The sequence below is a fragment of the Thermosynechococcus sp. QS41 genome (genome assembly GCF_031583515.1).
Classification (GTDB): Bacteria; Cyanobacteriota; Cyanobacteriia; order Thermosynechococcales; family Thermosynechococcaceae; genus Thermosynechococcus.
This window is the reverse complement of sequence record NZ_CP134181.1, coordinates 121217-137905: the sequence shown is the minus strand read 5'-3', so window position 1 is coordinate 137905 and position 16689 is coordinate 121217. Positions and strand designations below refer to the sequence as shown.

At 50.9% G+C, this 16689-nt stretch carries 18 protein-coding genes, 1 tRNA gene, 1 pseudogene and 1 other annotated feature; of the genes and pseudogenes, 15 read left to right on the top strand and 5 right to left on the bottom strand.

Annotation, left to right across the window (positions count from 1 at the left end; genetic code table 11):
• Positions 1-9 precede the first annotated feature (9 nt).
• The 5 genes and pseudogenes from pseI to RHJ80_RS00650 all read left to right on the top strand — a co-directional run.
• On the top strand, positions 10-1065 hold the full coding sequence (pseI, locus tag RHJ80_RS00670; RefSeq protein ID WP_149817230.1) for a pseudaminic acid synthase: 1056 nt from the start codon (positions 10-12) through the stop codon (positions 1063-1065).
• A 56-nt stretch (positions 1066-1121) separates the two neighbouring features.
• A complete protein-coding gene (locus tag RHJ80_RS00665; RefSeq protein WP_310801255.1) occupies positions 1122-1802 on the top strand; it encodes a class I SAM-dependent methyltransferase in 681 nt (226 codons plus the stop codon).
• A gap of 7 nt (positions 1803-1809) precedes the next feature.
• Positions 1810-2964: a hypothetical protein gene (locus RHJ80_RS00660; RefSeq protein WP_310801254.1), complete on the top strand. Its 1155-nt coding sequence runs from the start codon at positions 1810-1812 to the stop codon at positions 2962-2964.
• Positions 2965-3000: 36 nt separating this feature from the next.
• A complete protein-coding gene (locus RHJ80_RS00655) occupies positions 3001-3312 on the top strand; it encodes a helix-turn-helix domain-containing protein (protein ID WP_310801253.1) in 312 nt (103 codons plus the stop codon).
• 231 nt (positions 3313-3543) lie between these two features.
• A pseudogene (locus tag RHJ80_RS00650) lies at positions 3544-3651 on the top strand (IS630 family transposase); the annotation flags it as partial.
• Positions 3652-3805: 154 nt separating this feature from the next.
• Here the strand turns inward: RHJ80_RS00650 and RHJ80_RS00645 are convergent.
• Complete coding sequence (locus tag RHJ80_RS00645) at positions 3806-6862, bottom strand: glycoside hydrolase family 38 C-terminal domain-containing protein (RefSeq protein WP_310801252.1); 3057 nt, start codon at positions 6860-6862, stop codon at positions 3806-3808.
• 128 nt (positions 6863-6990) lie between these two features.
• Here RHJ80_RS00645 and RHJ80_RS00640 point away from each other — a divergent pair, with 128 nt between their 5' ends.
• A complete protein-coding gene (locus RHJ80_RS00640) occupies positions 6991-7785 on the top strand; it encodes a hypothetical protein (RefSeq protein WP_310801251.1) in 795 nt (264 codons plus the stop codon).
• Positions 7786-7791: 6 nt separating this feature from the next.
• Here RHJ80_RS00640 and RHJ80_RS00635 read toward each other — a convergent pair whose 3' ends face one another.
• Positions 7792-8673 carry an alpha/beta hydrolase gene (locus tag RHJ80_RS00635; RefSeq protein WP_310801250.1) on the bottom strand — a complete coding sequence of 294 codons (882 nt, stop codon included), beginning with the start codon at positions 8671-8673 and terminating at the stop codon, positions 7792-7794.
• A gap of 95 nt (positions 8674-8768) precedes the next feature.
• Between RHJ80_RS00635 and secE the strand changes: the two genes are divergently transcribed.
• The 7 genes from secE (at position 8769) to rnhA (ending at position 12683) form a co-directional block, all read left to right on the top strand.
• The gene (gene secE, locus RHJ80_RS00630; RefSeq protein ID WP_149817217.1) at positions 8769-8984 is read left to right on the top strand and encodes a preprotein translocase subunit SecE; all 216 of its coding nucleotides are present in this window, start codon (positions 8769-8771) and stop codon (positions 8982-8984) included.
• A 30-nt stretch (positions 8985-9014) separates the two neighbouring features.
• Complete coding sequence (gene nusG / locus RHJ80_RS00625) at positions 9015-9698, top strand: transcription termination/antitermination protein NusG (protein ID WP_149817215.1); 684 nt, start codon at positions 9015-9017, stop codon at positions 9696-9698.
• Between the two features lie 14 nt (positions 9699-9712).
• Positions 9713-10138, top strand: a complete 426-nt coding sequence (rplK, locus tag RHJ80_RS00620; protein ID WP_206200619.1) for a 50S ribosomal protein L11 — start codon at positions 9713-9715, stop codon at positions 10136-10138.
• Between the two features lie 84 nt (positions 10139-10222).
• Positions 10223-10939: a 50S ribosomal protein L1 gene (rplA, locus tag RHJ80_RS00615; RefSeq protein WP_190278287.1), complete on the top strand. Its 717-nt coding sequence runs from the start codon at positions 10223-10225 to the stop codon at positions 10937-10939.
• A gap of 32 nt (positions 10940-10971) precedes the next feature.
• Positions 10972-11104: a sequence feature (ribosomal protein L10 leader region), on the top strand.
• An 18-nt stretch (positions 11105-11122) separates the two neighbouring features.
• Positions 11123-11650: a 50S ribosomal protein L10 gene (gene rplJ, locus RHJ80_RS00610; RefSeq protein ID WP_149817208.1), complete on the top strand. Its 528-nt coding sequence runs from the start codon at positions 11123-11125 to the stop codon at positions 11648-11650.
• A gap of 75 nt (positions 11651-11725) precedes the next feature.
• Positions 11726-12124 carry a 50S ribosomal protein L7/L12 gene (gene rplL / locus RHJ80_RS00605; RefSeq protein WP_149817205.1) on the top strand — a complete coding sequence of 133 codons (399 nt, stop codon included), beginning with the start codon at positions 11726-11728 and terminating at the stop codon, positions 12122-12124.
• Between the two features lie 79 nt (positions 12125-12203).
• On the top strand, positions 12204-12683 hold the full coding sequence (rnhA, locus tag RHJ80_RS00600; RefSeq protein WP_310801249.1) for a ribonuclease HI: 480 nt from the start codon (positions 12204-12206) through the stop codon (positions 12681-12683).
• Here the strand turns inward: rnhA and RHJ80_RS00595 are convergent.
• Positions 12616-13413, bottom strand: coding sequence for a TIGR01548 family HAD-type hydrolase (locus RHJ80_RS00595; protein ID WP_310437815.1), 798 nt, complete (start codon positions 13411-13413; stop codon positions 12616-12618). The genes rnhA and RHJ80_RS00595 overlap by 68 nt on opposite strands.
• 91 nt (positions 13414-13504) lie before the next feature.
• Between RHJ80_RS00595 and RHJ80_RS00590 the strand changes: the two genes are divergently transcribed.
• The gene (locus RHJ80_RS00590) at positions 13505-13804 is read left to right on the top strand and encodes a 30S ribosomal protein PSRP-3 (protein WP_149817201.1); all 300 of its coding nucleotides are present in this window, start codon (positions 13505-13507) and stop codon (positions 13802-13804) included.
• A 199-nt stretch (positions 13805-14003) separates the two neighbouring features.
• Positions 14004-15080: an isocitrate/isopropylmalate dehydrogenase family protein gene (locus RHJ80_RS00585; RefSeq protein ID WP_206200615.1), complete on the top strand. Its 1077-nt coding sequence runs from the start codon at positions 14004-14006 to the stop codon at positions 15078-15080.
• On the opposite strand, the gene RHJ80_RS00580 is transcribed toward RHJ80_RS00585, so the two are convergent.
• Positions 15077-16438 carry a TrkH family potassium uptake protein gene (locus RHJ80_RS00580; protein WP_206201554.1) on the bottom strand — a complete coding sequence of 454 codons (1362 nt, stop codon included), beginning with the start codon at positions 16436-16438 and terminating at the stop codon, positions 15077-15079. The two genes, RHJ80_RS00585 and RHJ80_RS00580, sit on opposite strands and share 4 nt — an antisense overlap.
• A 90-nt stretch (positions 16439-16528) precedes the next feature.
• A tRNA-Pro gene (locus RHJ80_RS00575) sits at positions 16529-16602 on the bottom strand.
• Between the last annotated feature and the right edge of the window lie 87 nt (positions 16603-16689).

Below are 16689 nucleotides of genomic sequence, written 5' to 3'. Positions count from 1 at the left end.
AGTAATAGTATGAACACATCTATTTCAATCGGTTCTAAAATTATTGGACAAAGTTATCGTCCCTTAATTATTGCCGAAATGTCTGGTAATCATCATGGTAATATAGATAGAGCATTTGCTATTGTCGATGCTGCGGCTAAAAATGGTGCAGATGCTATAAAGTTACAAACTTTTACACCTGATACTTTAACTATTGATAGCAAACGTCATGAGTTTCTTATAGATGATTCTGAGAGTCCATGGTTTGGTAAGTATCTCTGGGATTTATACTCTGAGGCTTACATGCCTTGGGAATGGCAGGAGGAGTTATTTAAATTTGCTCGCAATAAAGGTTTGGCTTGCATCAGTACTATATTCGATATTTCTTCATTAGAATTTCTCCTATCTATCGGAGTCGATGCTATAAAAATTGCATCATTTGAGCTTATTCACATCCCTCTACTGTCAGAAGCATCCTGTTGCGGTAAACCATTGCTCCTTTCTATTGGCATGGCAACATTAGATGAAATACAAAAAGCTGTAGAAACAATCAGAAAAAGAGGCTGTGAAAACTTTATTCTACTAAAATGCACTAGTGCCTATCCTTCAACTGAAAAAGATGCTAACATCTTAACAATACCAGACTTGAGAAGTCGCTATAATTGTTATGTAGGATTATCTGATCACACTTTGAGTCCTTATGCTGCGTTTGCTGCCGTTGCTCATGGAGCAGTGATGATTGAAAAGCACTTTACTTTATCCCGTTCTGAAAGAGGAGTGGACTCAAGTTTTTCAATTGAGCCCGCAGAATTGCACCAGCTTCGACTAGGTACGGAGATGGTTTGGGAAAGTTTAGGCAAAGTCTGTTATGAGCCGTTATCATCAGAAAAAACTTCACTGAAAGAACGTCCCTCGATCTATGTTGTGAAATCTATTAAAAGCGGAGAAACATTTACGCATGAAAACGTCCGTATTATACGACCTTCAGGGGGATTACTACCTGAGTTCTACGACCAAGTAATCGGAAGAAAAGCCAAAGTTACGATGGAAGCAGGCACTCCTCTATCTTGGGATATAATTGACTAACTTCAGCCAACTGTTTAAATCTTAAGAGCATAAATAATTCTCAAGAGGAAATATCGATGAACGACTATCTTCAAACAAATGCTCGTTATTGGTCAGGAACTTACAACGCTCCAAACGTAGAGAGCTTTATTTTTAGGTTTTATGGCAGAATCCTGAAGTTTGACTACGGTATTGACGGCTCAGGACATGAACGTTTACTAGATTTTGGTTGTGGACAAGGTGCTGCCTTGGCCTTTTTCGATAATTTAGGATTTGATTGTTTCGGAGTTGATATTGCGGCTAACGATATTGCCGTTGCTCGTAGCAGAATGCCACATATTGCTTCCCACTTTGCTGTTATTGATCCTGAACCTAATCCAGAGCAAATTTTCTTTGGAGGTAACTTTGATATAGTTATATCGATTCAGACCTTAGACTTTTTGTCGAATACAGATTTTGATTTAGCAATTAGGTGTCTTTATAACAATATGAAAGTTGGTTCCAAAATTTATGCTTCTATGAATGGATGGGCGCACTACTATAGAAATCACGCAACTTATGTTGGGGACGGTTTGTGGCATGTCCAATTTAAGACTGACCGTTTAGACTATGATCTTTACCTTAACTTTGTGAGAGATAAAGAAGAAATGGCGAAGAAATTTTCCTTGTTTAGGCCTGTGTATCTAGATTACTATGACTACTCCTTTCGTGAAGAAGGGAGCGAGTTGAGATATACTTTCTTTGGTGTAAAGGAGTGAATTAGCAATGAAAATAAAATCTAATAATGAATGGGATAAACTTAGGACAGTCGTCGTTGGCACAGTTGAAAATTTCTCTCCGGGATTAGAAGTTATAGATGGTTCAAGATCATTTGAGCTTTTGACAAAGGCTGAAACTATTGCCCGTAAAGCCTACCCCCAATGGTATTTAGATGAAGTAGCTGAAGATTTAGAGGTATTGTGTAGTATTCTACGAGAAGCTGGAGCTCTGGTTTTACGTCCTTCATGGCATGAAGAATACCACACCTTTAGCACTCCGAATTGGTCGGCATCTGGTTTTGATATATATAATGTTAGAGACATTCACATTGTTTTTGGAAATACTTTAATTGTCAGCGCTCCATCATCTAGATTTAGATTATTTGAGTTTTATGCCTTTCAAGACCTACTCTACAAGTATTGTTTTGACGAAGGATTTAGATGGATATTTGCACCACCACCAAAGTTAAGAGGGGGATATCGTCAGCTATTGCAACGTCCTTTAACTGATCTAGAAAGCGTGGAAGATCAAGTACACCAGCAGCTAAGCGGTGGAATAAATGAAACATTTCACCGCCTGTCTGAGGATGAAATTATTTTTGATGCTGCTAACATAATTAGACTCGGAAAAGATATCTTATACTTAGTTTCTTCGACTGGAAATCATAAAGGAGCCAAATGGCTTGCTGATGTGTTAGGTAATGAGTATAAAGTTCATTTGACGTATACCTATCGATCCTCTCACTTAGATTCAACTATATTACCTCTTTGTGAAGGAGTGGTTCTCTTAAATGGTTTCAGAGTAAAAGAGTCTACATGTCCTGAAGTATTTACTAAGTGGGAAAAAATATACTTTACAGAGGTTGTACCCGTGCCTGAAACTGAAGTCTCCTTTCATAATGAGGTGCGCCTTCCTATATATGAAGAATTATTATCCATGGGTGTTATTTCTCATTTAAATACCATGAGTTCTCCTTGGGCAGGATTGAATGTGTTTTCCATCGCTCCTGATACAGTCTTGGTTCATGACCAGCAACTCCCTCTAATTAAAGCCCTCGAAACCAAAAGGTTTACTGTTATTCCTGTCAGAATGCGTCATTGCTACACAATGCTAGGTGGTTTGCATTGCACCACTCTAGACCTTGAAAGAGACCACAGGTAGTGGGTAAAACAAGCTATTAAAGAGGCGGCAGGGGAAGTGATTACGCCAGAGTGTATTTGTTCGATTCGCCCTAGGTATGGGTTGCCTCCTAAGCAGTTATTGGCAGTCAAGACGCTCCCCGGAGCCGCCCGCATCATCCCCCCAGCAGTGATGGCACAGTTGCAGGAACGCCTACAAGACCCCAGCGGGTTTGACAGTTACAAGGCGATTGTGCAGTGGCTGCGACAGGAGCATCAGCTTGAGGTCGCCTACCCGACGGTGCATCGCATTGTGCGCAATGTCGTGCCTGTGTTTGCCCCCGAGGTCAATCCCATTGAGCGGTTGTGGCAACATCTGCGAGCAGCATGAGCATGGCAGTCCTTCGAGACCCTAGAAGCCCTGCGTCAAAAGCTGCAAGCTGTATTGTCACAACTGACGGCGGGGGTGATTCGTTCTTTGACGGGCTGGTCATTCATTACACAGCCTTTATTAACCCTATCTTCAAATTGAATTGGTATTAGTAGCAGGACGGTATAGACACCAGAAAGACTTCATCGCCCCAATGCTGTTTTGCAGATATTTGAATGCGGTAGGGTTTGTGATTTGAATGTGATTGAGCACGACTTTAGTGCGCTGAAGCGAGCGCGGATGTATGCAGGGTCAAACAGTTCTATTGATGAGGTGATTCGCAATTATTGTGCTGGATAATGTCTCATTCTTTATTGGAATAGCTATAAGGCAAAAAATGAGCACTCATCAATAGAGTATGGGTAGTGAACTGCCATGCAGTGAGGGATCAATTTGCTTGGCTAAGCGAGATTTGTCTCAGAATCGCCAAGAATCCTCAAGGCGCAATTGCAGGTCAAGGGTGCAGCCGAAAGGCTTGAATTTGCCACGGGCTGAGGGTTACTGAGTCTGTGTCCCCTGCGGGCGTCTCTAGGAGCGTTTGCTGCTCTTTGACTTGCCATGGAATAAACGTTGAGTGCAGCTCCAAGGTGCCCCCTTCACCAACCACTTCAGCGACTCGCAATTGCCAACCCTGTCCATCCTCTGCTTGTTTGAGGGCAAGGCATTGAATGCGGGCATCCGACCAATGGAGAAGCTGAGCGTGGGGCGGTAATGATCCTGATGGGTTGGCGGGGGCAATTTCTCCCCTCAGAGGTTGATTAAACTGAGCCGCCTGCTGCGGGACACCGGCCACTTGCCACGAGTCACTGTGGGGAAACACACCATAGCTAAAGCGGTGCTGACAGCGATCGCTCGTCGGATCCGGCCAAGTGGGCGATCGCAACAGGGTCAATCGCAGTTGATTCGCTTGGGCATCAAGGCCATGCTTGCAGTCGCTGAAAAGACTCACCCCATACTCTGGGGTACTCAGATCCACCCACGTTAAAAAGGGCACCTCCCATTTTGTTTGCTCATGGGCGCTGAGGTGGGGATTGGGAAGGGTCGGGCGCAGCGTAACGCCGCCGGGAGTTTCACAGGTGATCTGCTCAGCACTGATTGCCAAGGGAAAAGCCGCCTTGAGGAGAATATGTTCCTCCTGCCAGTCAATCACCGTATCAATGCGCAGCCACGGGGTTTGATACTGCAACACATACTCCTGCTGAATCTGCGAGGACTGAAAGCGCCATCTGACCCGTAGTCGCTGCTCCAGTTGATGCCACGTCACCCATTCAATAGCCTCTAGGGTCGCTCCCGGCAGTCGATGCTGCCCATAGTTGGGGTCAATGTTCCAAGCATCCCAGTATTGCCCCTGATCACGGAAAAATTGCAGTTGATTACCGCGATCGCCCAAGCAGGGACGATGATTCAACTTGTCATACAGATTAGTGATTTCCCCTGTTGCCGGATCAATTTCAACGTGGAGATAGTTATTTTCTAAGACATAGCCCAAGGGTGGGGTTGGTAACGTATCAGGGCGCGATCGCGGGCAGAGCCACAGCAGCGTGTAGCCAATTCCCGTCACCTCAGGGGTACGAAACGTCAAGCAACCTTGGGGAGCATTCAACTGCGCTGGTAAATCGTAGTCGCCCCGTGGACAATAAACCCGCCAAGAGGGAACCTCCTGCGGTAGCTGCGCCAAGTCAATGTGGACAACCCCGGCGCGATCGCCCACCAATCCATTGAAAATCACAACGGGAATTGCCTCTGTCACCGGCGGTTCACCGCCGTCAATGGACTGGCACAGCGCTGTTTGTGCTTCCCTTAGGACTGTCTCTGTCGTGGTCAGGAGTTGCTGCCACGTTGGCGCCACCTCAGCATAGACCTCTGGAATCGAGGAGCCAGGGAGAATATCATGAAACTGGTTAAAGAGAAGTTGTTGCCAACAGGCTTTGAGTTCTTCTTTGGGATAGGAAAAAGAAGTTGTGATTGCCGCGAGGGCACACCAGCGTTCCGCCTCTTGCAGTTGGCGTTGGGCGCGATCGTGGGCGGCCTTTTGATCGCCATGGCTGGTGTAGCAGCCGCGATGGAATTCCAAGTAGAGTTCCCCTTGCCAAGCGGTTGTAGGGGGTGTTTCTTGGGTTAATTGTTCCAGATACTGCTGCACGGTTGTCCATTGCCACTGCGGCCCAATACCACCGAGGTGTTGCCAGCGTCGCACCCGTTCTAACATGTCTGCCGTTGGTCCACCACCATGATCGCCGACACCAAGGAGCCAGAGACTGCGCCGCGCTCCCGTTTGTTGCCACCACTCTTGGGCATAGGTAGCCATTTTCACGGGAGCAATCCCCTCGCCAATGGGTGCTGACATCAGGGCATTCACCGCCGCCCCCGCCACATCCCGCCAGACAAACCAACCGTGGGGAAAGCGCGTGGTGTCATTCCAGCGCAATTTTTGAGTGACAAAGTAGCGAATGCCCCCCTGAGCCAAGAAACTGGGGAGCCGTTCCGGAAAGCCAAAGGTATCGGGCAACCAAGCAATGGGGCTAATGCCACCAAAGGCCTCCTGCACGTACTGCTGACCATAGAGAATCTGACGGGCAATGGACTCAGCATGAATGAGATTGAGTTCCGGTTCGACCCAAAGGCCTGCCGCTACATCCCACCAACCCGCTGCCACGGCTTCCTGAATCCGCCCAAAAAGTTCTGGGGCATGGATCTGCAAATAGGCATAGAGGGCGGGAGTGGAGTGGGTAAAGGTGAGTTCGGGATAGCGTTCCTTCAGCTGTAATACAGATCGAAAAGTGGACTGTGCCACTTGCCACGTTTCAGCGATCGGCCAGAGCCACGCCAAGTCCAGATGGGCATGGCCACACAGGTGCATGGTGAAGTCCCGCAAGGGGGTGGCGATCGCCTGCATTTTCTCGTGGATCTCCGCCAGCAACGGATCTAAGATGGGGCGCTGTCCATGACTTTCTAAAACGTCCTTCAGCAGGGGTTCAAGGGGTTGCAGGTTGAGGGTTTCACCAAAGATCGCCAAAATGTCCAACTCAGTGGCAATAAAGTCGGGATCCACTCCCGTTGGCGATTCAAACTGCAGGCCTGATCTCACCAAAGCACCGTCATCGTGGCCGGGACTCACAAGATGCAACACCACCTCCCACGCTTGGCCGGGAGTCACCGCCTCCCCTAGGCACAGACTCACCGAATGATCAAATAAATCCCCCTGATGCACCGCCTGACCATTGACATACACCGTTGCCCGATCCGCCCACCACGTGAGATCAAGGCGTAGAGTTAAACCCGCCACACTATAGCCTTGAACCGTCGCGGGTACCGTGATTCGCTGCCCCAACCAGAGGGAGTGCCGACCCTTGGGCCACGCCAAATGCCCTTTAGCATTCACTGCATAGGGGCTCGTCCCCGCATCTTTGAGCGAGGGGGAACTGAGGGGAAACCACTGGGAATGAATCTCAATGACTGCCAATGATTGCAAATAGTCACGAGATTTTTTGACTAATTCTGTCAAGAGCATAAAACTTCGTTAATTTTCCTGCGATCGGCCTAGGCCAATTGCTATGCTAGAGGTGTGAGGAGCCGTCGTCACTCGTTTAACCAAACTGTCAATAAAATAAGCAAACTTTATTTCAGAGGAGTGACCTCATGGTAACCCGATTTGCGCCGTGGCGGGGCTTTTTCATCTCCTCAATCTGTGGGGTACTGACAGCCCTTGCGATCGCCCCAGTAACGCCTGCCCAAGCCCAGCGACCCTCAGCCCCCGATCAACCCGTACAAACAGTAGTCACAGATCCGCTTCAGAGTCCTTTCCCGCTGCCTTGGAAATGGATTGACGACGGCCACGCCGCTGCTCTAAAGGCTAAGAAATCTCTCCGCTTGACTCAGCAGACGCCCCAATATCTCTCTCCCGATGGCCGCTATGTGGCACAGGCCACCCTCTACTTCACGGCTGATCCCGAGGCGCAACGGCAACAACTGGTGAGCGTTCTTGAAATTCGCGATCGCCAGAGCGGCAGTCAGCAGCGAATTGAAAGCCTCAAGGAAATGCCGCCTGAATTTTTGGCAGAGGTGCCCCAAGGTCAAGGTCTGATTGCAGTACTAGTTCCAGTTGGCTGGTCAGAAACCGGTAATCGTCTCTTGGTGCGCCAGCTTGGCGGCTTGTTTGCCACTGATTTAATTAGCGATGGCGCGTGGATTTGGCAGGCGGGGGTGGGTCATGTGGCCACGGTTTATCCCACCGCTGATGAATACGACTTTGCCACCCTTTTGGGCTGGAGCACAACGGATCCGCAACGGGTACTCTTTCAAACCCAAACCATGGGGAACCCCAAAGCCACCATTTGGGCAGTGGATACTCAAGGCAGCACCCAATTGGCCCAGGGCGATCGCCCCCGTGTCTATGGCACAACCCTACCCGCCACTGCCAATGCCCAGCGTTAGATCACCTCAAGGGGAGGCCAGCAACTGGCCAAGGTAGCGATCAATCCAGCCAATCATCACCGCAGGGCACTCCAACTGCGGCGTTAGTCCCACCTCTGGCATCACATCAAAGGCACGAATCGCGTCGGGGTTTAACTGTGCCAAGCGTTGACCCACGGCCACAGGAGGGAGTTTTGCCTGCTCTCCCCAAACGATGTAGGTCGGCACCGTCAAATGGGGCAAGAAGCGACTGAGGTCGCAGCAGAGATCACCCCGCACAAAGGCCAACGCGGCAAATTCTGCCCCCGCCGACTGCGCTACTTGGGTATAGGTGGCAATCATTTCCGGGCTGATGCGGCTAGGTCGGGCAAACTGTTGATTGGCCATAAAGGACTGCACACTCAGGGAATTGGCCACGCCGAGGCGATAAAAGGCGATATCCACATAGGGCTGGCGGGCAATCTGGGCAAGGGGGGTCTGGCGGTAATCTTGACCAAAATCACTCAGCCCCGTTGGACAGGTGAGAATCAGGCCACGGAAGCGTTGGGGATGGGCGATCGCCCCTTGGATGGCAAAGGCTGCCGTCAGTGACGACGTGATCACCACCGCTGGTTCTGCCGTCAATTGACCAAGGCACTCTAGCAAATGATCCACATAAGCCGCCACCGTATAGGGTTGATCGCGATGCTCAGAGGCGCCCCAACCGGGCAAATCCAAAGCAAAAAGGGGATACTCGGCTGAAAAGGCCGGGTAAACTACCGACCATTCATAGCGGCTCGAGCCACCGCCAAAGCCATGCCAAAAAAATAAAGGCGGCCGAGCAGGGTTAACATTGCCGAGATCATTGGTAACGTAGGCCACCTCACCCATAGCCGTCGTGAGGGTGCGCGATCGCAAGCAATCAACCATCGGGATTTCCTAAAAAGAAGAAACCTGCTATGATAATAAATCGCGCTGAATTAAACGGGTAGCAACGGGCTGCCCCCGCCCTAAGGAGTGCCGCCGTGACCAAGAGTACCGAAGGCGAAAAGCCCACTAGTGGCTTTAATCTAACCGAGTTTTTCCGCGAAACCAAGGAAGAACTCAGCAAAGTGGTGTGGCCCGATCGCCAGCGTCTGATTGGCGAATCTGCGGCAGTCATTCTCATCGTTTCCCTTTCGGCTGCGGTCATCTACCTAGTGGATGAACTCTTTCGTTGGCTGGCCACACTGATTTTCTAGACAGCCAAAGATTCCTACGAGTACGCGCCTATGGTAAGTGAATTTACTGATCATTCTGATCTGAACGATCCTCTTGACGACACCGTTGAAGTGGCCGAAGGGGATCAAGCGGGTAAGGTCAAACGGTTTTGGTATGCCGTGCAGGTGGCCTCTGGCTGCGAAAAAAAAGTGAAAAGCACCATCGAGCAGCGGCTCCATACGCTGGATGTGGCCGATCGCATCTTTCGCATTGAAATTCCCCAAACCCCCGTCATCAAAATCAAAAAAGATGGCTCGCGGCAAACCATTGAGGAAAAAGTTTTTCCCGGTTATGTTCTTGTCCAAGTGCGGGCACAGCAGTCCCCCGAAACGGGTGAATGGCAAATTGATGATGAAGCTTGGCAGGTGATTAAAAACACCCCCAATGTGATTAACTTTGTGGGTGCCGAGCAACGCCGCAGTACAGGCCGCGGCCGCGGTCACGTCAAGCCCATGCCCCTGAGTCCGGCCGAAGTGGATCGCATCTTCCGCAAAGCCCAAGAACAAGAACCGGTTCACCGCATTGATCTCAATAGTGGTGATAAGATCAAAGTTCTCAATGGTCCCTTTAAGGACTTTGAGGGAGAGGTGATTGAAGTCAGTGCTGAGCGCAGCAAACTGAAAGCATTACTCTCGATTTTTGGCCGCGAAACGCCGGTCGAACTCGAAGTGACTCAAGTGGAAAAAGTAGATTAGGACGCTAACTCACTATGGCGAAAAAGGTCGTCGCAGTTATTAAACTTGCCATTCAAGCGGGTAAAGCCAACCCTGCTCCCCCCATTGGTCCGGCCCTTGGTCAGCACGGTGTGAACATCATGATGTTCTGCAAAGAGTACAATGCTCGCACCGCCGATCAAGTGGGGATGGTGGTTCCCGTTGAAATTTCGGTCTATGAAGATCGCAGTTTCACCTTTGTTCTGAAAACGCCGCCCGCTTCCGTGCTGATTCAAAAAGCTGCGGGCATTGAAAAAGGCTCCGGCGAACCCAACAAGAAAAAAGTGGGCAGGATCACCCGTGCCCAACTGCGGGAAATTGCTGAGAAGAAAATGCCAGATCTCAACGCCAACGATATTGAAGCGGCCATGCGGATTATCGAAGGCACCGCTCGCAATATGGGCGTGACCATTGCCGACTAAAGCTTTCCTTCGTGTGTTCCTGTTGAGTCCGTTGTTGTGTTGGGGGAGAAACTGCGTTTCGTTAGTACCCCGTGGAGGTAAATTCTGATGCGTAAACTCTCGCGACGACTGCGCGAACTCTATGCCAAGGTGGAGGATCGTCCCTACGCTCCCCTCGAGGCCTTGCAACTGCTGAAGGAAACGGCCACAGCCAAATTTCCTGAATCGGCAGAAGCCCACATCCGCTTGGGCATTGATCCCAAATATACCGACCAACAATTGCGAACCACTGTGGCGCTCCCCAAAGGCACCGGTCAAACGATTCGCGTCGCGGTCATTGCTCGGGGTGAAAAAGTGACTGAAGCCAGTGCCGCCGGTGCCGATGTTGTGGGTTCAGAGGAACTCATTGACGAAATTCAAAAGGGGCGGATGGACTTTGATCTGCTCATTGCCACCCCCGATATGATGCCCCAAGTGGCCAAAGTGGGTCGGATTTTGGGTCCGCGGGGGCTCATGCCATCGCCCAAAGCCGGTACGGTGACCTTTGACTTGCCCCAAGCGATTCAAGAGTTCAAGGCGGGGAAAGTGGAATTCCGCGCCGATCGCACCGGGATTGTCCATGTGCTCTTTGGCAAAGCTAGCTTCAGCGCCGAAGACTTGCTCGTCAACCTCAAGGCACTACAAGAGAGTATTGACCGCAACCGCCCGAGTGGTGCCAAGGGTCGCTACTGGCGCAGTGTCTATGTGGCCGCCACCATGGGGCCGAGCATTCAAGTGGACATCAACGCCCTGCGGGAGCTAAAACTGGCCGAAGCCGCCTAAGGAGGACTTGCCTATTGCCCAATACTGGACAGGACAACTCAAGACTGAAACCGAAGACCGCAGGGGTCTGGCTCAGACATAATCTTCCTGCCGAGGTTTGCGAAGTCCATCCGTTGGGATTGGGCGATCGCCCCGGCACCACTGCTGGGGTTTTTCTTTCACTGACTACAGGAGGTGATGCGCGTGGGACGCACGCTAGCAAACAAAAAAGAAATTGTGGCGGAGCTAAAGGAACGCCTGAGCGAGTCACAAATGGCACTGGTGATTGACTACCAAGGTCTCACCGATGCTGAGATGAAGGATTTGCGGCAACGCTTGCGCAAGTGTAATGCCAGTTGCAAGGTCACTAAAAATACGCTGATGGAATTGGCGGTTAAAGAAAGTGACACTTGGCAACCCATGACCCAATTCCTTAAGGGACCTTCGGCGTTCCTCTTGGTCAAGGATGACATTGGCGGCACGATCAAGGCCTACCAAGAATTCCAAAAGGCCACGAAAAAAACCACCCTACGCGGTGGGGTCATGGAGGGACGGGCCCTTGATGAAGCGCAAGTGAAGGCCATTGGTGATCTGCCCTCAAAAGAACAACTCATGGCGCAGATTGCTGGTGCCCTCAATGCCGTCACAGCGAAGATTGCCATTGGCATCAAGGAGGTTCCTGCTTCCTTGGCGCGGGCAACCCAGGCGATCGCCGACAAAGGTGCGGCATAGATCGATCCTGTTTTCGGTTTCCCTTGGGAAGCCACCTGTTCTTGTTTTCCAACCTTGAAACGATAGGAGTTGACAATGTCTGCTGCAACCGATGAAATTCTCGAAAAGTTGAAATCCTTGACCCTGCTGGAAGCCGCTGAGCTGGTCAAGCAAATTGAAGAGGCCTTTGGTGTCAGTGCCGCTGCGCCGGTCGGTGGCATGATGGTCGCCGCTCCTGTGGGTGGTGGGGCTGCTGCTCCCGCAGAAGAAGTCGAAGAGAAAACCGCCTTCGATGTCATTCTCGAAGAAGTCCCCGCCGACAAGAAGATTGCCGTGCTCAAAGTGGTGCGCTCTTTGACCGGCTTGGGTCTCAAGGAAGCTAAGGAAGTGGTGGAATCCACGCCCAAACCCGTGAAAGAAGGTGCCACCAAAGAAGACGCCGAAGCCGCTAAGAAAGAACTCGAGGAAGCCGGCGCCAAAGTCAGCATCAAGTAGTCTTTGGTATCCATTTGTTTCGGGGGTGGTCTTGTGGCCACCCTTTTTTATTTGCAACCTTTGGAGAGCATAGAGACTCATGACCGAGATTCGTGCCATTTATACCGATGGTGCCTGCGAAGGCAATCCGGGACCGGGGGGCTGGGGCGTGGTCATTTACTTTGCCGACGGCTCTGTGCAGGAACTGGGAGGACATCACCCCGCGACCACAAATAATCGCATGGAATTGCAGGCGGCCATTGAAGCCCTCAAGGCATGGCGCCAACTGGCTCCGGGGAGCGCGATCGCCCTTTACACCGACAGCGAATATGTCCTCAAGGGAATTACGGAGTGGATCCACAACTGGAAACGGCGGGGCTGGAAAACAGCCGCCAAAAAGCCTGTTCTCAACCAAGACCTGTGGCAGGAGCTAGATGCCCTCAATGATCCCTTAGTCCAGTGGCACCATGTGCGTGGCCATAGTGGCGATGTCGGCAATGAACGCTGTGATCTTATTGCCCGCAGTTTGAGTCGTGGGCAGCCAATTGCCCTAAGAACGCTGCCACCATCGCTGGGGTAATGTCGCGCGTGTGTTCAAAAACTGCACTGGCTCCCGCTGAGCGCAAGCGATCGCCATAGCGTTGCCGATCTTCGGGCTTGACATGGGGAGGAATCACCCCTAAGGCAATCCACGGCGTTGTTGCTTGTTCTTTGCGGGCATTGACAACGGTCTGCATATCCGCCACTGTATCCCCCACATAAAAGGCAGGAATGGTTTCCTGAGCCGCGGCCTGACGGTAGGCCATGCGGAGTCCTGTGGGGTCGGGTTTGCCGGGGGCATCTTCCATGGCGATCAAAAGGGGCTGATCGAGACCCAAGCGGTGTTTCAGAACATATTCTGCCGAGTCCCGCGTCGCACCACTGACAAACCCCCAGCGGATTTGTGCCTGATCAAGAGCCTGAAAATAGGCAACATCCACCAGCAGTGGCTCATCTTGAATATAGCCGCACCAATTTTCGCCACTATAGCGCTCCTCAAAAAAGATCACTAGGCGTTCATAGTCCAAGGGCACTTGGCAGCGGGGTTTCCCTTGGCGTTCAAAGTAGCGATAAATGAGTTCACGCGACCCTTCCCAGTCGTTATTCCAGCAGCCTTCCGCCTTGAGGTTGTCAATTTCCTTTTGACTGGGACGATAGGCACCCCCCGTAAAATGCTCGACGGTATCCGCTAGGGCACGGCGATAGGAACGACTGACATCGCGAATCACCCCATCAATATCAAAAAAGACACAGGCGCAGGGGGTACTCAACGGTAGCTCTCCAGAAACTTGTATGCAGTTGGCCTGATTGGTTATTATAAAGGATGGCTTTTTGTGAAAAACGAGTTTTAGGAGGTTAGAATTGTCCCGCTTTACCCTGAGAGTACTTTGGTTAGAAAAAGACGTGGCGATCGCTGTCGATCAAATTGTTGGCAAAGGGACAAGCCCCCTCACCTCCTACTTCTTTTGGCCGCGCACCGATGCTTGGGAACTCCTGAAGGCGGAGTTAGAGAAGAAATCTTGGATTACGGAAGCCGAGCGGATTGAACTCCTCAACCGTGCCACCGAAATCATTAACTACTGGCAAGAGGAAGGCAAAAATCGTCCCGTCAGCGAGGCACAAAAGCGCTTTAGTGATGTTAGTTTTGTAGGCACAGCCTAGGGTATTCTGAATTCCGAGGTAAATCACTACCTGTTGAGGAGAAACATGATGGGAATTGTTTTGTACTTTGTCATTGTTGCGGGCGCGATCGCCTTGGCGACAATTTTGTTTCACACGCTACGTACGGTGAAGCTCATTTAGCGGCATCATACCCTCCTAATACCTTTGTCTTTCAGTTCTGCATAGGGAGAGAGAACTCGTGTCCCACGCTGTTACCTTAATTCGCGGCGACGGTATTGGTCCTGAGGTTGCCGCTGCCACTCGCACGGCCATTGATGCTACGGGCGTCAAAATTGATTGGGTGGTGGTGGATGCCGGCGTGGACATGATGGAACGCTACGGTACCCCCTTGCCCGAACACGTTCTCGATGCCATCAAAAGCACGAAAACTGCCATCAAAGGGCCGATTACCACCCCCGTGGGTACCGGCTTTCGTTCTGTGAATGTCGAGATCCGCAAGCGGCTCAATCTCTATGCGAACCTACGGCCGGCTAAATCCATTGTTGGGGTGAAAAGCTATTTTCAAAACATTGACCTTGTCATTGTTCGCGAGAATACCGAAGACCTCTACGCCGGGATTGAGTTTGAATACACCAGTCCCGAGGCGGCCAAAGCCCGTGCCTTTTTGAGTGATCTAGCGGGTAAGCCGATCCGTGAGGATGCTGCCATTGGTGTCAAGCCGATTTCTGTGCTGGGGAGCGATCGCATCATTGAGTTTGCCTTCAAATATGCCAAGGCCAACCATCGCCAGAAAGTGACCGCCGTTCACAAGGCCAACATCATGAAATTTACCGATGGCCTCTTCCTAGAGCGCGCCCGTGAGATTGCCCGCCGCTATCCGGAAATTGAATTTGAGGATCGCATCGTCGATAACATGTGCATGCAGTTGATGCAGAAGCCTGAACTCTATGATGTGATGGTGATGCCCAACCTCTACGGTGATATTCTTTCCGACCTTTGTGCCGGGATGATTGGGGGTCTAGGAGTGGCACCGGGGGCAAACATTGGCGATGAATATGCCGTTTTTGAGGCGATTCATGGTTCAGCACCTAAATATGCCGGCCAAAATAAAGCCAATCCTACGGCATTGATTCTCTCTGGTGTGTTGATGTTGCAACACTTGGGTGAAATGGAAGCGGCACGGCGTCTTCAGGCAGCTGTGGAAAAAGTCATTGCTGAGGGGCGCTTTGTCACCTATGATTTGGCTGCAGCGGGCAAAGAACCCGTGGGTACCCAAGAGATGGCTGCCGCCATTGCCGAGTACGCCGCCCCCTAACCCACCAGCAGGTTTTCCTCAGGATATTGGACGCTAGAAGGCTGGGGGTCACCGATAATTGCCGCCATCAGCAGCAGGATACCTACCCGTCCGGCATACATCGTTACAATCAAGACCAACTTGGAAAAGGCGGTTAGCCCACTGGTAATACCGGTGGAGAGACCAACGGTGGCAAAGGCGGAAACGGTTTCAAAGAGAATATTAATGAAATTCTCTTCGGGGTCAGCGATCGCGATGAGGGTAGTGGAAACCAGCACCGTAAACATTGAGCCAAAGGCAACAGCGACCGCTTTCATGATCAGCGAGGGGGGCACCTGACGGCGGTAGAGCAGCACCACCTCTTTCCCTTGCAGAGCTGACTTGGTAATCCCTGCCAAAATCCGCAACGTGGTTGTTTTAATGCCCCCTGCCGTGCCACCGGGGCTACCACCAATAAACATCAGGGCAATCATAATAAATAGCCCGCCATTATTGAATTCACCAATGTTGACGGTATTAAAGCCCGCCGTCCGCGCTGTCACCGACTGAAACCAGGCCAAGAGGAGCTTCTGATCAAAGGAAAAAAGACCAAATCGTTCTGGCGATCGCATCTCCGTCGCAAACAGCATCGCCGTTCCCAAGATGAGGAGAATCGCCGTTGTACTCGTCACAATTTTGAAATTGAGGCTAAACGTCATCTGGCTCGCCTTGCGGATTAGATAGGCGGGTTTACCCCAGTGGCGCAGATGCTCCCGCAGCCAAAGATAAAATTCAAAGATCACCTCATAGCCAATGCCGCCAAAAATAATCAGCAGTGAAATCACGAAATTCAGGGGCACAGAGGTTTGATACCCCATCAAGCTGTCACTAAACAGACTAAACCCGGCATTATTCCAAGCACTGATACTGTGAAACACCGCCAGCCACAGTGCCCGTGGATCACTAACGTCTTGGCGAAAAATCAGCCACAGCAACAAGGCACCCGTCAGTTCAAAGAGAAACGTGAGACCCAAAATCGAGCGCACCAATTGCCGTGCCCCCTGCATGCCCCGCCGATCCAAGGCTTGCTGTACCGCTATCTTCTGCCGCAGGTTAAACTTGCGTCCCAGCAAAATAATCAAAAAGGTGGTCGCCGTCATGTACCCCAGACCACCCACCTGGATCAACAGCAGAATCACCAGTTGACCAAAGGGAGAAAAGTGGGTTCCCGTATCGACAATAATGTGGCCGGTCACACAAACGGCCGATGTTGCGGTAAATAGCGCAACGATAAAGGGGTTCCATTCCCCATTACTAGTGGACCAAGGCAGCCACAACAGCAGCGTCCCCAGCGTAATCACCGCCAAAAATCCAAGGCAAATTGTCCGTGGAACCGTCAGCATCAATGAATACGTATCCAAAAGGCCTGAGGCTAATCTACCGCAGGATTGTATGGGCAACAATCGTTCTAGGTTTATGGTTCCGACGAATCGGGATGACAGGATTTGAACCTGCGACCCTCTGCTCCCAAAGCAGATGCGCTACCAAGCTGCGCTACATCCCGGCAGTTAATTTCTATCCTACCACCGAATTCTCAGCACAATCGGACAGGGACGCTTAGAATCAAGAAAGGAGTTTTTCATTTTGTTAA

Bases quoted from the DNA above. Each gene is read 5' to 3' on its own strand.
- pseI (WP_149817230.1), top strand. From the start codon at position 10: ATGAACACATCTATTTCAATCGGTTCTAAAATTATTGGACAAAGTTAT.
- RHJ80_RS00665 (WP_310801255.1), top strand. From the start codon at position 1,122: ATGAACGACTATCTTCAAACAAATGCTCGTTATTGGTCAGGAACTTAC.
- RHJ80_RS00660 (WP_310801254.1), top strand. From the start codon at position 1,810: ATGAAAATAAAATCTAATAATGAATGGGATAAACTTAGGACAGTCGTC.
- RHJ80_RS00645 (WP_310801252.1), bottom strand. From the start codon at position 6,862: ATGCTCTTGACAGAATTAGTCAAAAAATCTCGTGACTATTTGCAATCA.
- RHJ80_RS00640 (WP_310801251.1), top strand. From the start codon at position 6,991: ATGGTAACCCGATTTGCGCCGTGGCGGGGCTTTTTCATCTCCTCAATC.
- RHJ80_RS00635 (WP_310801250.1), bottom strand. From the start codon at position 8,673: ATGGTTGATTGCTTGCGATCGCGCACCCTCACGACGGCTATGGGTGAG.
- nusG (WP_149817215.1), top strand. From the start codon at position 9,015: ATGGTAAGTGAATTTACTGATCATTCTGATCTGAACGATCCTCTTGAC.
- rplK (WP_206200619.1), top strand. From the start codon at position 9,713: ATGGCGAAAAAGGTCGTCGCAGTTATTAAACTTGCCATTCAAGCGGGT.
- rplL (WP_149817205.1), top strand. From the start codon at position 11,726: ATGTCTGCTGCAACCGATGAAATTCTCGAAAAGTTGAAATCCTTGACC.
- rnhA (WP_310801249.1), top strand. From the start codon at position 12,204: ATGACCGAGATTCGTGCCATTTATACCGATGGTGCCTGCGAAGGCAAT.